The sequence below is a fragment of the Roseibium sp. LAB1 genome (assembly GCF_054658235.1).
In genome coordinates this window covers 220,235-241,098 of the sequence record NZ_BAAGIB010000002.1, presented here as the reverse complement: position 1 = coordinate 241,098, position 20,864 = coordinate 220,235, and the positions used below count along the sequence as shown (strand labels likewise).

General features: G+C 57.3%; 15 protein-coding genes. 10 read left to right on the top strand and 5 right to left on the bottom strand.

The features are described 5' to 3' along the window. Positions 1 to 2: 2 nt before the first annotated feature. The 4 genes from urtD to urtA form a co-directional block, all read right to left on the bottom strand. Complete coding sequence (urtD, locus tag ACYQ54_RS11090; RefSeq protein WP_460082116.1) at positions 3 to 758, bottom strand: urea ABC transporter ATP-binding protein UrtD; 756 nt, start codon at positions 756 to 758, stop codon at positions 3 to 5. Between the two features lie 9 nt (positions 759 to 767). Then, a complete protein-coding gene (urtC, locus tag ACYQ54_RS11085; protein WP_460082114.1) occupies positions 768 to 1,931 on the bottom strand; it encodes an urea ABC transporter permease subunit UrtC in 1,164 nt (387 codons plus the stop codon). 10 nt (positions 1,932 to 1,941) lie between these two features. Continuing rightward, positions 1,942 to 2,868: an urea ABC transporter permease subunit UrtB gene (gene urtB / locus ACYQ54_RS11080; protein ID WP_031268940.1), complete on the bottom strand. Its 927-nt coding sequence runs from the start codon at positions 2,866 to 2,868 to the stop codon at positions 1,942 to 1,944. Between the two features lie 168 nt (positions 2,869 to 3,036). Further along, positions 3,037 to 4,215, bottom strand: a complete 1,179-nt coding sequence (urtA, locus tag ACYQ54_RS11075; RefSeq protein ID WP_460084755.1) for an urea ABC transporter substrate-binding protein — start codon at positions 4,213 to 4,215, stop codon at positions 3,037 to 3,039. Between the two features lie 515 nt (positions 4,216 to 4,730). Here urtA and ACYQ54_RS11070 point away from each other — a divergent pair. Then, positions 4,731 to 8,144: a hybrid sensor histidine kinase/response regulator gene (locus ACYQ54_RS11070; RefSeq protein ID WP_460082112.1), complete on the top strand. Its 3,414-nt coding sequence runs from the start codon at positions 4,731 to 4,733 to the stop codon at positions 8,142 to 8,144. Further along, positions 8,131 to 9,060, top strand: a complete 930-nt coding sequence (locus ACYQ54_RS11065; RefSeq protein ID WP_460082110.1) for a response regulator — start codon at positions 8,131 to 8,133, stop codon at positions 9,058 to 9,060. Before ACYQ54_RS11070 ends, ACYQ54_RS11065 begins: the two co-directional genes overlap by 14 nt. 86 nt (positions 9,061 to 9,146) lie before the next feature. Here the strand turns inward: ACYQ54_RS11065 and ACYQ54_RS11060 are convergent, their stop codons facing one another. Further along, complete coding sequence (locus tag ACYQ54_RS11060; RefSeq protein ID WP_460082108.1) at positions 9,147 to 10,196, bottom strand: LacI family DNA-binding transcriptional regulator; 1,050 nt, start codon at positions 10,194 to 10,196, stop codon at positions 9,147 to 9,149. 225 nt (positions 10,197 to 10,421) lie between these two features. On the opposite strand from ACYQ54_RS11060, the gene ACYQ54_RS11055 reads away from it, so the two are divergent. The 8 genes from ACYQ54_RS11055 (at position 10,422) to ACYQ54_RS11020 (ending at position 20,267) form a co-directional block, all read left to right on the top strand. After that, positions 10,422 to 12,230 (top strand): heparinase II/III domain-containing protein, encoded by a 1,809-nt coding sequence (locus tag ACYQ54_RS11055; RefSeq protein WP_460082106.1) that lies wholly within the window; start codon positions 10,422 to 10,424, stop codon positions 12,228 to 12,230. A 12-nt stretch (positions 12,231 to 12,242) separates the two neighbouring features. After that, positions 12,243 to 13,190 (top strand): carbohydrate ABC transporter permease, encoded by a 948-nt coding sequence (locus tag ACYQ54_RS11050; RefSeq protein ID WP_460082103.1) that lies wholly within the window; start codon positions 12,243 to 12,245, stop codon positions 13,188 to 13,190. Next, positions 13,187 to 14,035, top strand: coding sequence for a carbohydrate ABC transporter permease (locus ACYQ54_RS11045; RefSeq protein WP_460082100.1), 849 nt, complete (start codon positions 13,187 to 13,189; stop codon positions 14,033 to 14,035). The genes ACYQ54_RS11050 and ACYQ54_RS11045 overlap by 4 nt, the downstream gene beginning before the upstream one ends. Before the next feature lie 66 nt (positions 14,036 to 14,101). Further along, positions 14,102 to 15,211 (top strand): glycoside hydrolase family 88 protein, encoded by a 1,110-nt coding sequence (locus ACYQ54_RS11040; protein WP_460084752.1) that lies wholly within the window; start codon positions 14,102 to 14,104, stop codon positions 15,209 to 15,211. Between the two features lie 43 nt (positions 15,212 to 15,254). Further along, on the top strand, positions 15,255 to 16,391 hold the full coding sequence (locus ACYQ54_RS11035) for an ABC transporter ATP-binding protein (protein ID WP_460082098.1): 1,137 nt from the start codon (positions 15,255 to 15,257) through the stop codon (positions 16,389 to 16,391). Next, positions 16,388 to 17,092: a DUF624 domain-containing protein gene (locus tag ACYQ54_RS11030; RefSeq protein ID WP_460082096.1), complete on the top strand. Its 705-nt coding sequence runs from the start codon at positions 16,388 to 16,390 to the stop codon at positions 17,090 to 17,092. Before ACYQ54_RS11035 ends, ACYQ54_RS11030 begins: the two co-directional genes overlap by 4 nt. A gap of 47 nt (positions 17,093 to 17,139) precedes the next feature. After that, a complete protein-coding gene (locus ACYQ54_RS11025; RefSeq protein WP_460082094.1) occupies positions 17,140 to 18,399 on the top strand; it encodes an ABC transporter substrate-binding protein in 1,260 nt (419 codons plus the stop codon). Between the two features lie 50 nt (positions 18,400 to 18,449). Further along, positions 18,450 to 20,267 carry a DUF2264 domain-containing protein gene (locus tag ACYQ54_RS11020; RefSeq protein WP_460082092.1) on the top strand — a complete coding sequence of 606 codons (1,818 nt, stop codon included), beginning with the start codon at positions 18,450 to 18,452 and terminating at the stop codon, positions 20,265 to 20,267. The last annotated feature ends 597 nt before the right edge of the window (positions 20,268 to 20,864 follow it).

Here is a 20,864-nt window from a genome sequence, read left to right as displayed (position 1 = left end):
TCCTAGTGGCCGAGATAGACGTCAATGACCTTGGGATCGGCCTGCACCTTGGCCATGGATCCCTCGGAGAGGATCTTGCCCTGGTGCAGGACGGTGACGCGGTGGGCGATGTCCTCGACAAATTTCATGTCGTGTTCGACCACCATCACCGAGCGTCCCTTGGTGATTTCGTTGAGAAGTTTCGCGGTCTGCTTGCGCTCCGAGACGCTCATGCCGGCGACAGGTTCATCGAGCATCAGGAGCTCCGGGTCCTGGATCAGCAGCATGCCGATCTCCAGCCACTGCTTCTGGCCGTGGCTGAGAAGGGCCGCCTGCATGTTCAGGAGCGCGTCGAGGAACACCATTTCGGCAATCTCGCGCACGCGTGTCGTCACCTCGGCATCGCGTTTGAAGGTGAGGGCTCCGAAGACGCTCCGGCCGCGGGGAAAGGAAAGCTCCAGGTTCTCGAAGACCGTCAAATCTTCATAGATGGACGGATTCTGGAACTTGCGGCCGACCCCCTCGCGCACAATCTCGTGCTCGCGCAGCTGGGTCAGTTCCTTTTTGCGGAACTTGATCGAGCCTGCAGTCGCCTTGGTGCGGCCACAGATCAGATCGAGAACCGTTGTCTTGCCCGCGCCGTTCGGTCCGATGATGACGTGGATCTCATTCTCGTCGACGTAAAGGTTCAGGTCGTTCACTGCCTTGAAGCCGTCGAAGGAAACGGACAGGTTTTCGATGGACAGCAGGAAGTCGGTGTTGTTGCTGATGGTATTCATGTGGGTCTCCTACTCGGCTGGCTTTGCGGTAGCTTCGCCGTCGAGATCGGGCGGAGGGCTGACGGGGTGCAACGGATTGGCGCTACCGCCCCTTGAAATCAGCCGGTGGACAAGCGGTGCCAGGTAGGCGCGATAGAGGCCGGACAATCCGTTCGGGAACACCAGGACAACGGCGATGAAGAGACCGCCCAGGCCGAAGAGCCACAATTCGGGGAAGGTTTCGGAAAAGGTGGTCTTGGCCCAGTTCACCAGCAGTGTTCCGTAAACCGCGCCGAAGATGGAAAGCCTGCCGCCGACCGCACAGAAGATGACCATCTCGATGGACGGAACGATGCCCACGAAAGAGGGGGACATGAACCCGACCTGCAGGGTGAACATGGCGCCGCCTATGGCAGACAGGACAGCCGCAAAACAGAAGACGAAGATCTTGATGTTGGAAACGTCGTAACCGGAAAACCGGACCCGGTCCTCCTTGTCCCTGACGGCCACCAGCAGACGGCCGAGCTTGCTTTTGAGGACGAACTGGCTCAGCAGCAGAACGGCGATCAGAAGACCTCCGTTGACATAGTAGAGAACGTATTTGGCCTCGTCGGTGCGGATGTCCCATCCCTTGAGGGTCCTGAGATCCGTGATGCCGTTGACACCGCCGGTATAGCCCTGCTGGCCGATGATCAGGATCGTCAGGATGGCCGCAATCGCCTGGGTGATGATGGCGAAATAGACGCCTCCGACCCGCCGCTTGAACATCGCTGCACCGATAACGAAGGCGAACAGTGAGGGAATGACGATGATGGCCAGCAGCGTGAACGTCAGGCTGTTGAAGGGTTCCCAGAACCAGGGCAGGGTCGTGATCTGGTTCCAGTCCATGAAGTCGGGAATACCCGGGGTGGACTGGATCGCCGTCGCTTCCGGTGTGGAGGCTTCCAGCTTCAGGTACATGGCCATGCAATAGCCGCCCAGGCCGAAGAAAACGCCTTGCCCGAGGCTCAGGATGCCACCCTTGCCCCAACACAGCACCAGTCCGATGGCAACGAAGGCATAGGTCAGATATTTGCCGAACAGGTTGAGGCGGAAGATGTCCATCGACAGGGGCATCACAACGAAGATCAGCGCGGCTACGACCAGCAGTCCGATCAGTTCCTGTCGAGACAGCAGGGATTTCACATGTGTCATCGGAACCTCCTCAGCGACGGATTTTCAGGGAGAAGAGACCTTCGGGACGCAGCATCAGGATCCCGACGACGGTCAGCAGGGTGAGGACCTTCGCCATGGAGCCGGAAAGGAAGAACTCCATGGTCGACTGGGCCTGACTGATGGCGAAGGAAGACGCGATCGTTCCGAGCAGGCTTGCGGCGCCGCCGAAAACGACGATCAGGAAGGTGTCGACGATATAAAGCTGCCCGGCGGTGGGGCCGGTCGAGCCGATCATGGTGAAGGCGCTGCCTGCAATGCCTGCAATGCCGCAGCCAAGAGCAAAGGTGTGCCGGTCGACCTTTTCGGTGTTGATGCCGACGGCACCGGCCATGACGCGGTTCTGGACCACCGCGCGGGTCTGCATGCCCATTCGCGAGCGGAACAGGATGAAATAGACGCCGATGGCAATGACCAGCGTCAGCACCATGACGAAGATCCCGTTGATCGGGATTTCGATGATGTCCGTCAGCGGCACGGAACCGAGCAGCCAGTTCGGCAGGCTGACGCCCACTTCACGTGCTCCGAAGATCGACCGGTAGGCCTGCTGCAGGATGAGGCTCAGACCCCACGTGGCCAGCAGGGTATCGAGCGGACGCTTGTAGAGATGCCTTATAAGAGACCATTCGACGAGAGCTCCGAGCGCGCCTGCCGCGACAAAGGCCAGCGCCATGGCGAAGAAGAAGTAGATGCCGAACAGGGACGGGACATAGGTCTCGACGAAATTGGAACAGAGATAGGTGACATAGGCGCCCAGGATCATGAACTCGCCGTGAGCCATGTTGATGACGCCCATCTGGCCGAAAATGATTGCAAGACCCAGGGCCATGAGGACGAAAACGGAAAACAGGATCAGTCCGGCAAAACCCTGCATGGCAAATATGGACCCGAGTTCCGTCCATGAATAATCGGCGAACATTGCGCGCGTCTCCATGCTGCGGGGTGAAGGCGGTGTGCCTCTGCCCCTGCTTCGAATAAGGGTTTGAAACGAAAGGGACGGGCGCTGCGCAGGCTGCCTCCACGCAGCGCCCCGGGTGTGCCCGCTTACTGGAAGGGCGTTTCCATCCCTGGGGGAACTATCGGAGGCTTATTGGTAGCCTTCCGGGAACGGATCCGGCTCCATCAGGTCGGCCGTCTCGTAAACCAGCTTGTATTGGCCGTCCGGCTTGGCAAGTCCGATCCGGGTCTTGGACCACAGGTGGTGGTTTTCGTGGACGCGGACATAGCCTTCCGGCGCGGTGGTGAGTTCGATGCCCGGGGAGGCAAGGCGCACCTTGTCGATGTCGAAGCTGCCGGCTTTTTCAACCGCTGCCTTCCAGAGCCAGGGACCGAGATAGGCGGCCTGGGTCACGTCGCCGATGACGATGTCATCGCCCCACATTTCCTTGAAGGACTTGACGAATTCGGCGTTGTTCTCATTGTCGAGAGACTGGAAGTATTTCATTGCGGCGTAAGCGCCTTCGATGTTCTCGCCGCCGATGCCGCGGATTTCATCTTCGGTTACCGAGATTGTCAGAAGAACCGGCTTTTCCTTGGTCATGTCGATGCCGGCAGCCTTCAGCTGCTTGTAGAAGGCAACGTTGGAACCGCCCACGACGATGGCGTAGATCACGTCCGGCTTCTTCAGCTTGATCTTGTTGATCACCGAATTGAACTGGGTATGGCCGAGCGGATAGTACTCTTCGCCGACGACCTTCAGGCCAAGCTTCTCGATGTGTTTGCGGGCGATCTTGTTGGATGTCCGTGGCCAGATATAGTCGGAACCGAGCAGGTAGAAGCTCTTGGCGCCTTTTTCCTTGGCGACCCAGTCAATGCCGGCGATGATCTGCTGGGTGGCTTCCTGGCCGGTGTAGATCACGTTGGGCGACTGCTCCAGGCCTTCATAGAAGGTCGGATAATAGAGCATGCCGTTATATTGCTCGAAGACGGGCAGAACGGCCTTGCGCGATGCGGATGTCCAGCACCCGAAAACGGCTGCGACCTTGTCGTTCACCAGCAGTTTCTTCGCCTTTTCGGCAAAAGTCGGCCAGTCTGACGCGCCATCTTCCTGGATGTATTCGATCTTGCGTCCGAGCACGCCGCCCATGGCGTTGATCTGGTCGATGGCGAGCTTTTCAGCCTGCACGGATCCTGTTTCGGAAATCGCCATGGTTCCGGTGACGGAGTGCAGGATGCCGACCTTCACGGTGTCTTCGGTGACCGCAAGTCCGGTCGTGTTGGCGTCGTCGGCCATGGCAGGTGCAAATGTACTGGCAGTGGCCAGCATTGCCGCGGCTGCAGTGCCTGACAGCACGGATCGGCGAGACAGCCGGTGATCAATCAAATCTTTCAGACGTTTCATTCTCTGGACCCCTCTGAGGTTGAGGTTGAAGCAGAGCGCCGTGAAGCCCCTCCGCATGCATCCAAGGCTCGTCTGGAATTGTGCAGTGCCGCAATGCGTCAGTTGCTGTGGGTTATTTGACTTATTTCTCCGAGCTGCAGCATGTGAAAGACTTCCATGTTTGGAATAAATTCGAAGTCAAAAATCAAAACATAGATCATCAGTTAAGTTGTAACTCGTATTTTTCGATTTTTTTCAATTCTGGAGAGTGTAAATATTGTGATTTTTTAATATTTTCCGAATGAGGCATAGAAATTGCTAGAAAGTAGTTTGATTGGTGTTTGCCGATCAATTCACGGGGGAGGTCGCAAATCTTGAACAAAAATGTGCATGAAAAATAGATGCAATGCACAATGAGCGGGCTGGCGCGCCGGTTCCGGTGGGCAGGATGGTGATGGGCAATGGGTAGTCATCAGCGGGTTGTACGCCTGCGGAGAACATACAATCAGTGGGTCGCAAACCAGACCCTGGAGGACTTTGCGCTCCGTTTCACCGCCAAAAGCGCCCGCCGCTGGTCTCCGGTCTGGGTTGCCAACACCGCGCTAGGTGCGATTTCCTTTCTGGCCCTTGAGGCGATTGGCGCTGCCGTCACCTACAACTACGGTTTCACGAATGCTGTTTCGTCGATTGCCGTCGTCTGCCTGCTCATCTTCATCACCGGTCTTCCGATTGCCTATCATGCAGTGAAATACGGCGTGGACATCGATCTGCTCACCCGCGGTGCCGGGTTCGGTTACATCGGCTCGACGGTAACCTCGCTGATCTACGCAAGTTTCACCTTCATCTTCTTCGCCCTCGAGGCAGCCATCATGGCAACGGCGCTGGAGCTGTTTCTCGGGGTGCCGCTCAACATCGGCTATCTTCTGTGTACGCTTGTGGTCATTCCGCTGGTGATCTACGGCATCACCCTGATCAGCCGGCTGCAGATCTACACCCAGCCACTCTGGATCGTGTTGCAGATCCTGCCGTTTGCTTTCCTGGCCTGGCAGGGCGTTGCCCCGCTGGACGACTGGCAGAGCTTCTCCGGCCGGCTCGGGGACGAGGGCGGTCGGTTCAGCCTCCTTCTTTTCGGGGCTTCGAGCGCCGTTCTGTTCTCACTGATCGCGCAGATCGGCGAACAGGTCGATTTTCTAAGGTTTTTGCCGCGTCAACGGCGGGGACAAAGGCTGAAATGGTGGTTTGCCCTGCTGGCCGCAGGACCTGGCTGGATCCTTATCGGCGCGGTGAAACTGCTTCTGGGGTCGTTTCTTGTGGTGCTGGCCCTGCAGAGCGGCCTCAGCCCGGACAAGGCAATCGAACCGACGCACATGTATCTGGTCGCCTTCACCAAGGCGACGTCGCCGGAAGTGGCAGTCGCCCTGACCGGGCTCTTCGTGATTGTCTGCCAGGTCAAGATCAACGTGACCAACTCCTATGCGGGTTCCATTGCCTGGTCGAATTTCTTCTCCCGCCTCACCCACAGCCACCCGGGTCGGGTGGTCTGGCTGGTCTTCAATGTGTCGATTGCGCTCGCGCTCATGGAGCTTGGTGTCTACAAGGCGCTGGAACGCACGCTCGGTCTGTATTCCGTGGTTGCCGTTGCCTGGATCGGCGCGATCTTTGCCGATCTCGTCATCAACAAACCGCTTGGGCTGAGCCCGAAACACATAGAGTTCAAGCGCGCCCATCTTTGCGATATCAATCCGGTCGGTCTTGGCTCGATGGGTGCGGCGAGCCTCATTGCCCTGATTGCCTATTCCGGAGTGTTTGGCCAGACCGCCCATGCGCTGGCAAGCTACATCGCTCTTTTTACCGCTATTCTTCTTGCCCCGCTGATCGCCTATGCGACTGGCGGTAAATATTATATCGCCCGTGAACCCGAGAGGGCTGCAACTGTCGACGGAGAGCGGCCCCCCGACATTCAGTGCTGCATCTGCGAACATACCTTCGAGCACGAGGACATGGCTCATTGTCCGGTCTACTCGGGGCCGATCTGCTCGCTGTGCTGCTCACTCGATGCGCGTTGCGAGGATGACTGCAAACAGGAAGCACGCATTGGCGACCAGGTCGCCGTGCTGCTCCATTCGATCCTTCCGGATCGGATCGCAGGCTGGATGAGTTCGCGGATCGGGCTTTATTTCAGCGTCATGATCCTGATCACCGCTTCGCTCGGGGCAATCCTGTCGCTTGTCTATGTCGAGGCGGAAACCATTTCACCAGGGGCGGGAAGCGAAGGGGTCGGCAGGGCCCTGACCCAGGTCTTCTTCATTCTTCTGGTCACCTCGGGTGTCATGGCCTGGCTGTTCGTTCTCGTCCACGAGAGCCGGAAATTCGCAAACGAGGAAACAAGGCGCCAGACCAGCCTGCTGATGAAGGAAATCCGCGCGCACAAACGCACTGACGCCAAGCTGCAGAAGGCGAAGGAAGCTGCAGAGGCCGCCAATGAAGCCAAGAGCCGTTACGTGGTCGGCATCAGCCACGAATTGCGCTCGCCGCTGAATGCGATCTCCGGTTATGCCCAGCTGATGCGCAAGGACCCGGCAATACCCGCTCACAGACGCGACGCCGTGAAGGTGATCCAGCATTCGGCCGATCACCTTGCCGGGCTGATCGAAGGTCTGCTGGATATCTCCAAGATCGAGGCCGGACATCTCACCATCTACCGGGAACGCTTCAATCTGCATGAGTTCCTGGCGCAGACCGTCGACATGTTCCGCCTCCAGACGGATGCGAAGGAATTGCGCTTCCTGTTCGAACCGGCTGAAAACCTTCCTGTCTTCGTGTTCGGTGACGAAAAGCGCTTGCGGCAGGTGCTGATCAACCTTCTGTCGAATGCGATCAAATGGACGGACACAGGCAGCGTCAAACTGAAGGTGTCCTATCACAGCCAGGTTGCGGAATTTGCGGTGGTCGATACAGGCATCGGCATCGCTCCGGAAAATCTCGAGCGGATCTTCAATCCATTCGAACGTATCGAGGAAGACGGCACGGAGGCTGTTCCAGGAACGGGGCTGGGTCTGACGATCACCAAGCTCCTGAGTGAGGTGATGGGTGGAGACATCCAGGTCTCAAGCACGCCCGGTGTCGGCAGTACGTTCAAGGTTCGCATGCTGCTGAGCGCCGCGGAAGCGCCGATCCAGGCGGGGCGCGCGGAAAAACGCATTCGCGGATATCACGGCCCGATCCAGACGATCATGGTGGTGGATGACGATCCTGCCCAAAGGACACTGGTCAAGGATTTCCTGTCGCCGCTTGGTTTCAAGGTTCTTGCCGCTGCAAGCGGCCGCTCGTGCCTGGCGATGGTACAGGACGAATGTCCAGACGCCTTCCTGCTCGATATCAGCATGCCGGGCATGAGCGGCTGGGACCTTGCCCGGAAACTGCGGGAAAGCGGATTTGGCGACGCTGTCATCATCATGATTTCGGCCAATGCGGATGACAGCGGCCGGGACCCGGTGCACCGGATCTATCATGACGATTACCTGGTGAAACCCGTGAGGCTGCAAGAACTGCAGGACAAGCTTCAGCTGGCATTGAAACTCGTCTGGCGCACGGACGACCCTGCGGCGGCGCCACCGGTTGACGGCTTGCGACCGTCGGGCAGGGCGATATTCGAGAAGGCCTGCCTGCCGTCGGAAGAAAGCCTTGGCATTTTGAAACAGCTGAGCGACATCGGCTACGTGCGTGGAATCAAGGCAAAGCTCGACGACATCGAGGCGCATGAGCCGCATGCGGCGGACTTTGTCCATCACATGCGGCGTCTCATCAAGGAATTCGATCTCACCCAATACGACAAGCTTCTGGAAAGGCTCGGACATGATCATGAATGCTCCTAGTCAGGCCGAGACGGTGCTGCTGGTCGATGACACACCTTCTTCCCTGGGCATGCTTTCGGACGCCCTGGAGGAGGCGGGGTTCACCGTTCTTGTGGCTCAAAGTGGTCGGAAAGCGATAGAAATCGCTGCCCGCGTGATCCCCAATGCGATCCTCATGGACGCGATCATGCCGGAACTCGACGGTTTCGAGACCAGCAAACGCCTGAAGGCATTGGAAGACCTTCGGGATGTGCCGGTACTTTTCATGACCGGATTGAGCGAGACGGAACATATCGTCATGGGGCTGGAGGCCGGCGGTGTCGACTATGTCACCAAGCCGGTCAATCCTGACGAACTGATTGCCCGCCTGCGTGTTCATATTTCCAACGCCCGGAATTCGCGCAGCGCCCATGTGGCGCTTGATGCATCCGGGCGCCACCTCATGTCGGTCGACCTGTCCGGGGCCGTGTGCTGGGCGACGCCGCAGGCCTCAGCGCTTCTTGGAACGGGCACAGCCGAGAACGCAGCTGCTGCCGGGCAACTCCCCGAGGTCGCTGTCGACTGGTTGCGCCTTTACCTGCTGCCGCAGGGCAAGGCTGCCCAGAAGGAGGAAGAACTCGTCGCCAGTGTCAATGGCCGGGAGCTGCGCTTCACCTATGCCGGCAATATCAGCGCAGGCGAGCATTTGCTGCGTGTATCGGATGTCTCGGACAGCGTCCCCTCCGAAATCCTGAAGGACGCCTTCGATTTGACGGAACGCGAAGCCGAAGTCTTGATCTGGATTGCCAACGGTAAGTCCAACAAGGAAATCGCCTCGATTCTGGACATGAGCCCCCGCACGGTGAACAAGCATCTCGACCGGATCTTCGGGAAAATGGGAGTTGAAAACCGAACCTCAGCCGCTGTCGTATCGCTGAGACGTATTCTGGAAAACTGAGCTGAATTTTGCTATTTCTGAATGCTGCCGAGTAGCGGAAATGCGTCCCATTCCGGACGTTTACAGTCCACGTTGCATTTCCAAAATCAGAGCCTCTGGCTCACGGGCGCCGTGGAACGGCGCTTGACGAGTTTCACGGCTGTTTCCGTGTAGGTCGCAATCCTGTCCCTCGACTTGATCCGTTCAAGCAGCCGGTTGATGCCCCTTTCCCCTATGTCTTCTGCTTCCACGCGGATCGTCGTGAGCGGAACGGAGTTCATGGCAGCTGTTGGAATATCGTCAAAACCAACAACTGACACGTCGTCCGGTACGTTGAGGCCGGCTTCGTTCAGGGCAGCGATAGCTCCGAAGGCACAATCGTCGTTGCAGCACAAAATGGCCGTGAAATCTGCGGAACCTTTGGCGTCAATGCGGTCCCTGATAGCGTTGAAAGCGAGATTGGAGCGCATTGCCTCCAGTTCTATGGTCAGGCCTTCTTCGCACTCGATGCCAGCTTCCCGCATGGCTTTCCGGCTTCCGGCGATCCTGTCCCGGATCGTTGGTCGCTTTGAATGCGACAGCGTAAGGATGCGTGTGTGGCCGTTTTCGATCAGGTGACGCGCTCCGATATAGCCGCCGGTCCTGTTTGCCGGAGCAACTGAATCGATCCGCATCAACGGCTCGCGCCCATTCACGATAACCGCAGGAATACCACGGTCATGTATGGCCTGGACCAGATCCTCGTGCTGCATCGAGAAAAGCAGGTAACCTGATGTTTCTTCATCGAGCTCCAGTTGCGCCAAACTGTTTGGTCCAACGAGTTTCATGGACAGGGCTAGCCCCAGCTCCTGGGCTCTTTTTTCCATACCGCGCTGAACCGCGAGCATGAATTCTCCGGATGTGCTTTCGGCCAGGTGCATGTCGGAGAGGAGCGTGATCTGGGCGATGCTTTGTGCCGCACCCTGATAATTCAGTCTTTCGGCAGCCGACTGGATCCGGGCACGGACTTCTTTGGAAATTCCCGGAGCTCCGGCAAGTGAACGAGACGCAGTGCTGATCGAAACGCCCACAGCTTCAGCCACATCGCGAAGTGTCACTTTGCCGGTGGAATTTCCGGGCGTTTCCGCGCCGACCGGGCGCCGTTCAATACCAGCCATTCACAACGTCCATTCTTCGTGTCGCATCAACCCATAATTTCCGTACGGCCTCGAGTGGCTTTTCACAAGCCTCAATTTATATAATTTGCGCAAATCATGCAAATTTGTGCAGTTTGATAAATTTGTTGACATTTGCATAGTTGCGCGGCTGGAATGTCAGTCCAATGAAACTGGGAGCGGTCCGGAGGAGGGGGCGTGTTCAGCCAGGAAAAAACAGGACATGGCATGGAACCGGACGTCTCGGTGTCTGCATGCCTGGCACATCTGGGTGATCTCTTGCCCCGGTTCGTGCCCGGGCCTGCGATGTCCGACCGTGCGTTCTGGCAGTCCATTTCCAGCGAAAGCAGGTCACGGCTTATCGCGGCTGGAGAAACTGCCCTGAAAGCGGACTGGCCTTCCCTGACCGCTTCCGCCTATCGCGCCTATTGCGAAACCGGTGACAGGGCCACATTCGAAGCCGTCTATTTCGAACGCCGCCGGCGCCTGAATGACCTGGCCCTGGCGGAGTTGGCAGAGGTGGAAGGCCGGTTTCTGGACGCTCTTGTCGACGGGCTGATCCTGGTAATGGAAGAAAGCGGCTGGCAGTTGCCCGCTCATAATTCCCATGAGCGTGGTGGAAAACGGCTGCCCCTACCTGACCCGGAAAGACCTGTAGTCGATCTATTTGCCGCCGAGACCGCAGCTCAACTGGCGGTCATCAGGTTTGTCCTGGGGGATGCTCTCAACACACTCAGTCCGATCATCGTCGACCGGATAGACAGGGAAATCGAAAAGAGGGTTATCCGACCTTACCTCACGCAGCATTTCTGGTGGATGGGAAACGGCGACGAGCCGATGAACAACTGGACGGCATGGTGTACCCAGAATGTGCTGTTGTGCACCTTCTCGCTACCGTCGGACCAGTCCGTCAGATCCGCTGTTATTCGCAAGGCGGCCAAAAGCCTCGATGCGTTTCTCAAGGACTATGGCGAGGACGGAGCCTGTGAAGAGGGCGCGTTTTACTACCGCCATGCGGCGCTTTGCCTGTATGGGGCACTGACCGTCATGGATCAGGTCGCGCCGGGGTGTTTTGATGGCCTTTGGTCCGCGCCGAAGCTGCGCAACATGGCAGAGTTCATCCTGCACACACATGTTGACGGCGATCACTACATAAATTTCGCGGACGCTTCGGCTGTACTCGAGCCTTGCGGCGCACGCGAATTCCTGTTCGGGAAACAGGTTGGATCAGACAGACTCTGCACCCTTGCTGCAGAACACGTCTTGCACAATCCGCAACCAGAACTGCCTGGCGAAATAAGTCTTTTCTACCGGTTGCTGGCACTGGCCACCCGGCAGGAGATCGAAGAATTTCGAGGGGCGACCGGTAAGACGCCGGATCACTTCTATCCCAGCTGTGGGCTGTTCATTGCTCGCGACGAACGTTTCGTGGTGGCTGCCAAAGCGGGCGACAATGATGACGGCCACAATCACAACGATGTCGGCAGCGTCACGATCTACAAGTCGGGCCAGCCTGTGCTCATCGATGTGGGTGTCGAAACCTATACCTCAAAGACCTTCTCGCCGGATCGATACGAGATCTGGACGATGCAGTCGGGGTACCACAATCTGCCAAGTTTCGAGGGGCTGGATCAAGTGGCCGGAGCATCCTTTGCCGCGAGGGATATTTCCGTTGAACTTGGCCACGAAGTCTCTTCCATCTCCATGGAGATCGCGGACGCCTATCCTCCTGAAGCACGACTTTCAAGCTATCGCCGTCTGGTGCGGCTCCTGAAGGGAAGAGGGGTCGAGATTCGCGATGAACATGCTGGTGAGCTGTCGGCGACACTGTCCCTCATGACACGCGAACGGCCTGTCGCGGCAGGCACCGGCCTGAAAATCGGCAATCTGGGGGAGATTGAAATTGAAGGTGCAGGTTTGGCGGAGATCCAGCCGATCTCTCTCTCCGATCCCAGATTGCGCATCGCCTGGCCCGAACGGATCTACAGGGTCCTGCTGCCCTTTGATGGCAACACCATGACGCTCAGGATCCGGTGAAGGGGAGGGGCCATGCACGGGAACATGGAATTGAAGGAAGCGAAGAAGCCGTTGAAACCGACGCGAAGCAAGCGCTGGCGGAAAACCCAGAATCTGCTCATTGCCTATTCCTTTATCGCGCCAAATTTTATCGGCTTTGCGGTCTTCACGCTGCTGCCGATCATTGCCGCCTTCATGCTCGCGTTTTCACACTGGGACGGCAACAACCCGATAGAGTTCGCGGGACTGGACAATTTCTGGAAGCTCTTCTCTGACCGCGCTTTCATGGCTGCGTTCTGGAACACGATCATCTACACGGGCTTTACCGTGCCTCTGACGCTGGTCTGCTCGCTTGGCCTTGCGATCTTGCTCAATCAGAAGATCTTCGGCCGAAACTTCTTCCGGACAGTTGCTTTCTTTCCATACGTTGCCTCGCTCGTTGCGGTGGCGGTGGTCTGGAACATGATCTTCAATCCCGAATTCGGGCCGGTGAACATGATCCTCTACCAGCTCGGAGTTGACCCGAAAAACCTGCCCGGCTGGGCGGCTGACAAGGACTGGGCGATGGCGACCGTCATCCTGTTCTCGGTCTGGAAGATGATGGGTTACTTCATGGTCATCTATCTGGCGGGATTGCAGGGGATCAGTAGCGAACTTTATGAAGCTGCCGAAATAGACGGTGCAAATGCCTGGCAGAAATTCTGGCGCATTACCTTGCCCCAGCTGACACCGACGACCTTTTTCGTCTCTGTCATGTTGACGATCCAGTCCTTCAAGGTGTTCGACCAGATCTACATGATGACGCAGGGCGGACCGGGCACATCCACCCTGGTGCTCGTCTATCACATCTACAACGAAGCCTTCATTTCCTGGGACCTCGGTTACTCCAGCATGGTCGCGCTTGTTCTGTTTCTTCTGGTTCTCGCCATCACCGTCATCCAGTTCCGCTGGGTGGAAGGCAATGACGGGGACGAGGCATGAGCGAAACCCTCAAACGTCCGAAGCGCCGCATCAAATGGGGCCTCATCCTGACATATGTCGCTGCGGTCGTGGTGACGGTTACCATGCTGGCACCCTTCATCTGGATGCTGTCGGCTTCCCTCAAGCTGGACAAGGACGTTTTCGCGTTCCCCATCGAGTGGATACCCTCAGAACCCCGGTGGGAAAATTTCGTCGACATCTGGACGAAGATCCCGCTTGGACTTTTCGTCTACAACACCGCGAAGCTGACGATCATCGTGACGGTGTTGCAGCTTCTTACCTCAAGCTTTGCGGCCTACGCCTTTGCAAAGCTTCGCTTCCCGCATCGAAATCTTCTGTTCCTGGCATATATCGCCACGATTGCGATGCCATGGCAGGTCTACATGGTCCCGCAATTCATCCTGATGCGCGAACTCGGGCTCAACAACACGCATCTGGCACTGATCTGCCTCCAGGCATTTACCGCATTTGGGGTTTTCCTGATGCGCCAGTTCTACCTGTCGATCCCCAATGAACTGTGTGAGGCAGCCCGGATCGACGGCATGAGCGAATACGGTATCTGGTGGCGTATCATGTTGCCCCTGTCGATGCCGGCCTTGTCGACACTTACCATTTTCACCTTTGTCACGACCTGGAACGATTTTCTCGGGCCGCTGATCTACCTCACCAAAACCGAGCTCAAGACAATCCAGATTGGAATTCGCATGTTCATCTCCCAGTACTCGCAGGAGTACGGATTGATTATGGCTGCTTCCGTTGTTGCGCTGATACCGGTTCTCGCAGTCTTTCTCGCGCTGCAGCGGTTCTTCGTCGAAGGCATCGCCTCCACGGGCCTGAAGGGGTGACGGATGCTTAAGCCAATCAACCGCCAGCAGACCGATGCGATTTCCGACGCAGAAATTGCCGAAGCGATGGCCGCTGCCGTTCGGCAGGTGCGGCGCAATCTGCCTCAGTTCACGTATAATGCGCAGAACCATTCCAGTGTCGGAAACTTCTATCCGGCGGTTCCCAATGAGCAATGGACTGCCGGTTTCTGGCCCGGGTCAATCTGGCTGGCCTTCGAGGCAACCGGCGACAAGGTCTTTCAATATGCGGCGCAGATACAGGTGCAGAGTTTTCTGCACAGGATCGAGAACCGTATTGCGACGGACCATCATGATATGGGCTTTCTCTATTCTCCCACCTGCGTGGCTGCCTGGAAACTCGTGGGCGATGAAGACGGCCGGCGTGCCGCGCTTCTGGCGGCTGACCAGCTCCTTGAACGCTTTCAGGAAAAGGGGCAGTTCATTCAGGCCTGGGGGGCTATGGGCGAGCCGGGCAACTACCGCTTCATAATCGATTGCCTCCTGAATCTGCCGCTTCTTTACTGGGCGAGCGACGAAACAGGAGACCCGATTTACCGCGATAAGGCGCTCGCACACGCACGCACCACGCTCGAAAACTCTGTCCGCCCCGACCACTCGACCTATCACACGTTCTACATGGACCCGGAGACCGGTGCTCCCGTCCGCGGCGCCACGAAACAGGGCTACCGGGACGAAAGTGCCTGGGCGAGGGGGCAGGCATGGGGCATTGCCGGCATGGCCGTCTGTTATCTGCACGAGCGCAGCGCAATCTATCTCGAGACCTTCGAAAATCTGCTGGCCTATTACCTGAAACGCCTGCCGGACGATCTGGTGCCCTATTGGGACCTGACGTTCATTGACGGTGATGAACCAAGGGATTCGTCCTCAGCCGCCATCGTTGCCTGTGGTCTTCTGCAGATGGCGGATCTGCTGGAGGGCGAGCGCCCTCACGAACTCAGAGATCTTGCAAGACGCATGCTCGCAAGTCTCTGGCACAGTTATGCCGTTCGCGATCCGGCCGTATCCAACGGCCTGCTTTTGCACGGCACCTATTCCAAGAAATCCCCCTTCAACACCTGCCGCGGCGAAGGTGTCGATGAGTGTGTTGCATGGGGTGACTACTACTACTTCGAAGGACTGACGCGCCTGTCGCGCGAATGGACACCTTACTGGTGAGCCCGCAAGTGACGCGCATGCCGATTACCAGGGAACAAGACCTATGGCCGGAATATCACTGAGAAAACTGCGAAAGTCCTACGGGGCGCTGACAGTGGTTCACGATATTGATCTGGAAATCGAAGACAAGGAATTCATCATTCTTGTCGGCCCGTCCGGCTGTGGGAAATCAACGACCCTGCGCATGATTGCAGGCCTGGAGGAAGTCTCTGCCGGAGATCTCGTCATAGGCGACACCATCGTCAATGACGTGCCGTCCAAGGATCGGGACATCGCCATGGTGTTCCAGAACTATGCGCTCTATCCGCACATGACGGTCTTCAAGAACATGGCCTTTGGCCTGGAACTTCGCCGGTCGCCGCGCGATCTTATCGAGCGGAAGGTGAATGAGGCGGCCGAAATTCTCGATATCAGCCATCTGCTCAACAGAAAGCCGAAAGCGCTTTCCGGTGGCCAGCGCCAGCGTGTTGCCCTTGGCCGGGCGATGGTGCGCTCTCCGGAGGTTTTCCTGCTTGATGAACCGCTGTCGAATCTCGATGCAAAGTTGCGCACCACCATGCGGGCCGAGATCACCAAGCTTCACCGCAGCCTTGATGCGACGTTCATTTATGTGACCCACGACCAGGTGGAAGCCATGACCATGGCCGACCGGATCGTCGTGATGAAGGATGGCCACATCCAGCAGGTCGACAGGCCACAGGCGCTTTACGACAGCCCTGCAAACATGTTCGTGGCAGGTTTTATCGGCGCGCCGCAGATGAACTTCCTGCAAGTGACGGTCCGAAGGGTGGAAGGCCGCTTCAAGGCAGAGTTTGACGGACTGCTTCTGCCTTTGCCCGACACGTTTTCCGCGTCCACGCTGTCTCTCTACGAGAACCGGCAATGCACACTGGGGCTGCGCCCCGAGTACTTTCATGAAAAGCCGCCGCTAGATGTCGATGCGGACATGGTGGCTCCGGTGGACGTACTGGTTGAACTCTCGGAGCCGATGGGATCGGAAGTTCATTTGAACGCAACGCTTGGCGGTCATCCGATCATAGCCCGGGTGGGGCCAAGATGCGGTGCGGGTTCGGGAGATACCATCACCTTGTATGCAGACCTTTCCACCGCACACCTTTTTGACAATGAGACGGAAGCTGCGCTGGCAAGCGAGCCCGCTCTGGAACGGACCCTGGCATGAACTGGTACCTGAACCACTTTCTTGGCGAAGGGCCGGGTATTGCGAAGGATGAACCGCAGCCTATCGGCTTACGGTTGCTGGCCAGGACCATTGGGCGTGAATGGTGGGAGCTGATCAAGCTCAACCTCCTGTTCCTGATCTTCTCCCTGCCCGTCGTTACCTTGCCGGCTGCCTATTACGCATGTGTGCGTGTCAGCCTGACAATGATCGAAGACCGGAACGTCTATTTGTGGCGCGATTTCCGGGAAGCGTTCTGGTCGCGTTTCACCACGATGATGTTCCTGGGCGCCATGCTTGCGGTCGCATCGGGCCTGGGTTTTCTGGCCGTGAAGACATACGCAAATGCGTCACTCCATCAAATTATGTTTGCTGCACCGCTGGCAATCGCGATCACGGTTTCGGCCCTGGTCCCGATCTTTGCCGTGCATCTGTTCGTGGCCTTTGCTTACGCCAGCGACAGACCTGTCCGGCAAATAGCCTTGGCCGCCGCCTTTGGAGTGCTCGCACGGCCCTTGCCTGGAATTCTTGCGCTTGCCTGCGTTGCAGTGTTGTGGCTCGCGCACGTCGTTTTTTATCCCGCATCGGTGCTTTTGCCGGTGTTGATCATTTTCTCGCTCACCGCGCTCGTAACGACCTTTGCCGTGCGTGAAGGGGTGCAGATCGGTCTCTCGGCCACTTCGGGAGAACGGGAGGCCAAATAAACACAAGACCGAGACAGTCGGCAGGAAGATAAAGAATGGAGGAAATCATGAAGACGATGAAATTTCTGAAATCGATCGCGCTGGCGACTACAGCTCTCGCATTCGTCCCGGGGTCGGCATCGGCCGAAGATGTCACCCTCAACTGGGCCCTTTGGGATCTGGACAAGGTTGCATACTACGATCCGATCATCGAGGCTTACGAAGCGTCTCATCCGGGTATCAAGATCGAGACCACGGACCTTGGGTCCAGTGACTATAACCAGATGGTCATGACCCAGCTTACCGGCGGCGGAGATGATCTCGATATCATCACAATCAAGGATGTGCCGGGCTATGCCCAGATGGTGAATACCGGCCGTCTGATGAACCTGAACGAGATCGACGCGGTGCCATCCGATACCTCCGGCTACGGCGGACTGATCGAGGCATTGACAGTTGACGGCAACATCTATGCCCTGCCGTTCAGAACCGACTTCTGGATCGTCTACTACAACAAGGACCTGTTTGACGCCGCTGGTGTCGACTATCCCACCAACGACATGACCTGGGCCGAATTTGATGAAAAAGCCCGTGCAGTCACCTCCGGGTTTGGTGCCGACAAGGTCTATGGAACGCACCTTCACACCTGGCGGTCCACCGTTCAGCTTCCGGCAATCCAGAGCGGTGAAAACACGCTTGTCGCAAAGGACTACAGCTTCCTGAAGCCCTGGTATGAGCGCGCCTTGGCCCTTCAGGAGGACGGCATCATCCGCTCTTATGCGTCCTTGAAAACCTCCCAGACCCACTATTCCGGTCCATGGTTTTCGTCTCAGATCGCAATGTTGCCGATGGGGAGCTGGTTCATCGCAACGCAGATCGACAAGGTGAAGTCAGGCGAATCCAGCGCAGCCAACTGGGGCCTTGTAAAATACCCTCATCCGGAAGGTGTCGAGGCAGGTGCGACCGCTGGTCAGGTAACGTCACTCGGTATCAACGTCAATTCCAGGAAGGCGGATGCCGCGAAGGACTTCATCGAGTGGGTATCCGGTCCCGAGGGAGCCGCCATCGTCTCTGCAACGGGAACGATCCCTGCACTGCGTGACGACAAGGTGATCGAGACCATTGCGTCGAAAGACGGGTTCCCGGAGGACGATGCAAGTGCGCAGGCACTCGTGACGTCTGCTGCCTATCTGGAAATGCCCGTGGATCTGAAGGCCGCTGAGTATGAGCTGGTTCTGAACCGCGTCCACGATGCGCTGATGACCAACAACATTTCCATCGACGATGCCATCGCCGAAATGAACAATGGCGTTGCTGAAATCGACTGACGAAAAGTGCGGAACCGGTTCAGGCCGGTTCCGCAATTGTGGAGCAATGAATGGTTTCCAATCCCCTGTCGGGCAATCCGCTTCGGACCCGCGCAGACGTGCAGCGCGCTGCAGTTGATCTTTTCACTCCGCTTCTTCCCTATTTTTCCGTGTCGGGCGCACGGGTCCATCTGAGCGCCACGTCCGCACATTTCGATAAGGCGGCCGCGGACCTTGAAGGATTTGCAAGGCCCTTGTGGGGAATTGTGCCGCTTGTTGCCGGTGGTGGCACGTTCGAGCATTGGGAGCTCTACAGGCGTGGACTGGCAAACGGTACCGATCCGGATCACCCCGATTACTGGGGAGACATCGGTGACAAGGATCAGCGCCAGGTCGAACTGGCCTCGCTGGGGTTCACACTGCGGCTGGCCCGCGAACATTTCTGGGACCCTCTGGATGACCGTGCAAAGAGGAACGTTGCCAATTATCTGATCGCCGGGCGGGAGCGTGAATTCGTCGACAGCAACTGGAAGTTTTTCCGCATCCTCATTGATCTTGGCCTCGGCCATTGCGGCATCAAGGTTTCAGCGGACAAGCGCGAGAGATATCTGGACGACATTGATGCCTTTGCCATGGAAAACGGCTGGTATCGTGACGGACCCATTCGGAGTGCCGATCATTATATTCCCTTCGCATTTCACTACTATGGGCTGATCTACGCCGTCCTGTCCGGCGATGCCGAACGTGCAGACAGGTTCAAGGCGCGTGCCAGGGCATTCACCGGGTCAATCAGACACTGGTATGCCGCCGACGGCTCCGCGCTTCCCTTCGGCCGCAGCCTGACATACCGCTTTGCGCATGCAGGCTACTGGGGGGCTCTTGCCTTTGCCGGGATCGATGTTTTGCCTTGGGGGCAGATCAAGGGATATTTTCTGCGCAATCTTCGCTGGTGGGCACGACAACCGATCTTCGACCGGGATGGCATCCTTTCGGTCGGTTACTGCTACCCGAACCTCCTGATGAGCGAGGGCTATAATTCCGCCGGCTCGCCATACTGGGCGATGAAGGCATTTCTGCCTTTGGTCCTTGCGGAAGATCACCCGTTCTGGAGTGCCGAAGAGGAGGAGCCGGAAGAGGAAAAGGCGCCGGTTCCGCTCCGCGAAGCGGGAATGGTCCTGCAGCATCTTCCGGGCCACACAATCGCTTTGACCAGCGGACAATACTACGCGCGCTGGCGCGGCACGCCCGAGAAATACGCCAAATTCGCGTATTCGACACGTTACGGTTTTTCGGTCGAAGCCAATGACAGATATTTTCCGCACGCTGCTTGTGACAACGGGCTTTACCTGTCGAAGGACGGTCTTCATTTCCGCATGCGCGAGACCTGCGAAAAGGTTCTGATTGCCGGCGACAAGATCTATTCAAAGTGGCGTCCCTATGACGATGTGGAGGTCGAAACCTGGCTGATACCGGCTGGCCAGTGGCACTTGCGGATACACGAGATCAAGTCTGCAGTTGCCCTGGACGTTTGCGAAGGTGGTTTCGCACTGGACAAGCCAGAATTCGGGGAATGGTCAGAATCCCTGGATGCGAACAGGGCGGTGCTTGAAACGGCCACAGACCTCAGCACGGTGATTGGCTACGACATGCGCGCTCCAGCTGTCGTCAGCCCGTTTTCCAATACGAACCTCATGTTCGCAAGAACGCTCGTCCCGCAACTGAGAGGAAACTTGAAGCCGGGCAGAAGTCGGCTGGCCTGTGCCGTTCTGGCAAGGCCGTCTGGTGTCGAAACGGCCATGGACGATCCGCCGCATGTTCCGGACGTGGCTGATTTGCGCTCTCTGTTCGCAAATGACGGGCAGGAGCCCGAAGTTTTCAGGTTGGCGTAATCGTTCTGTCACCTTCAACCTTGTGAAAGATGCGGGCGAACCATGTCGTTGGTGCGTGTCGATTGAAGGAGAACGTAACAGGAGTGACTGGCCATTTAGCATCCCTTTCGAACGTCCGTCGACTTGGGAACGAACCCCGAAACCTGACATTCGTTCCAGACGCAACAAATTTACGAGATGGGCGGCAAGCGGACTTTCGCTGCAGATTGCATCAACGGAAGATATGCGGAAAAGTTGACCTTCGTCAGTGAGAACGCGATGTCCGCTTAATGATCGTCAATACGATTAGCTTACCGCACGATTGCGCGTTGAAAACATGAGCACCCGGCAAACAAATTGCCACTTCTTACCCACCCGTAACGTCCCGCACGTTCTGTTCAACAAGAGGCAGGCAATGGTGCTCATGGGAGAAAACGCGTGGCAAATGTGTTCGAAGTTGTGATCTTGAACGTTCTGGATCGCGTTTTCGGGCTTAGCCTGACTTAGAGTATGTCAGGCTATCAACAGTGCCCCACGGCCAGAACCCAGACTGCAAATTCCACATGTGGAGGCAACGCGCCCTCTCGGCTCAACTCGTCCACATCGGCTGAAGTCAAC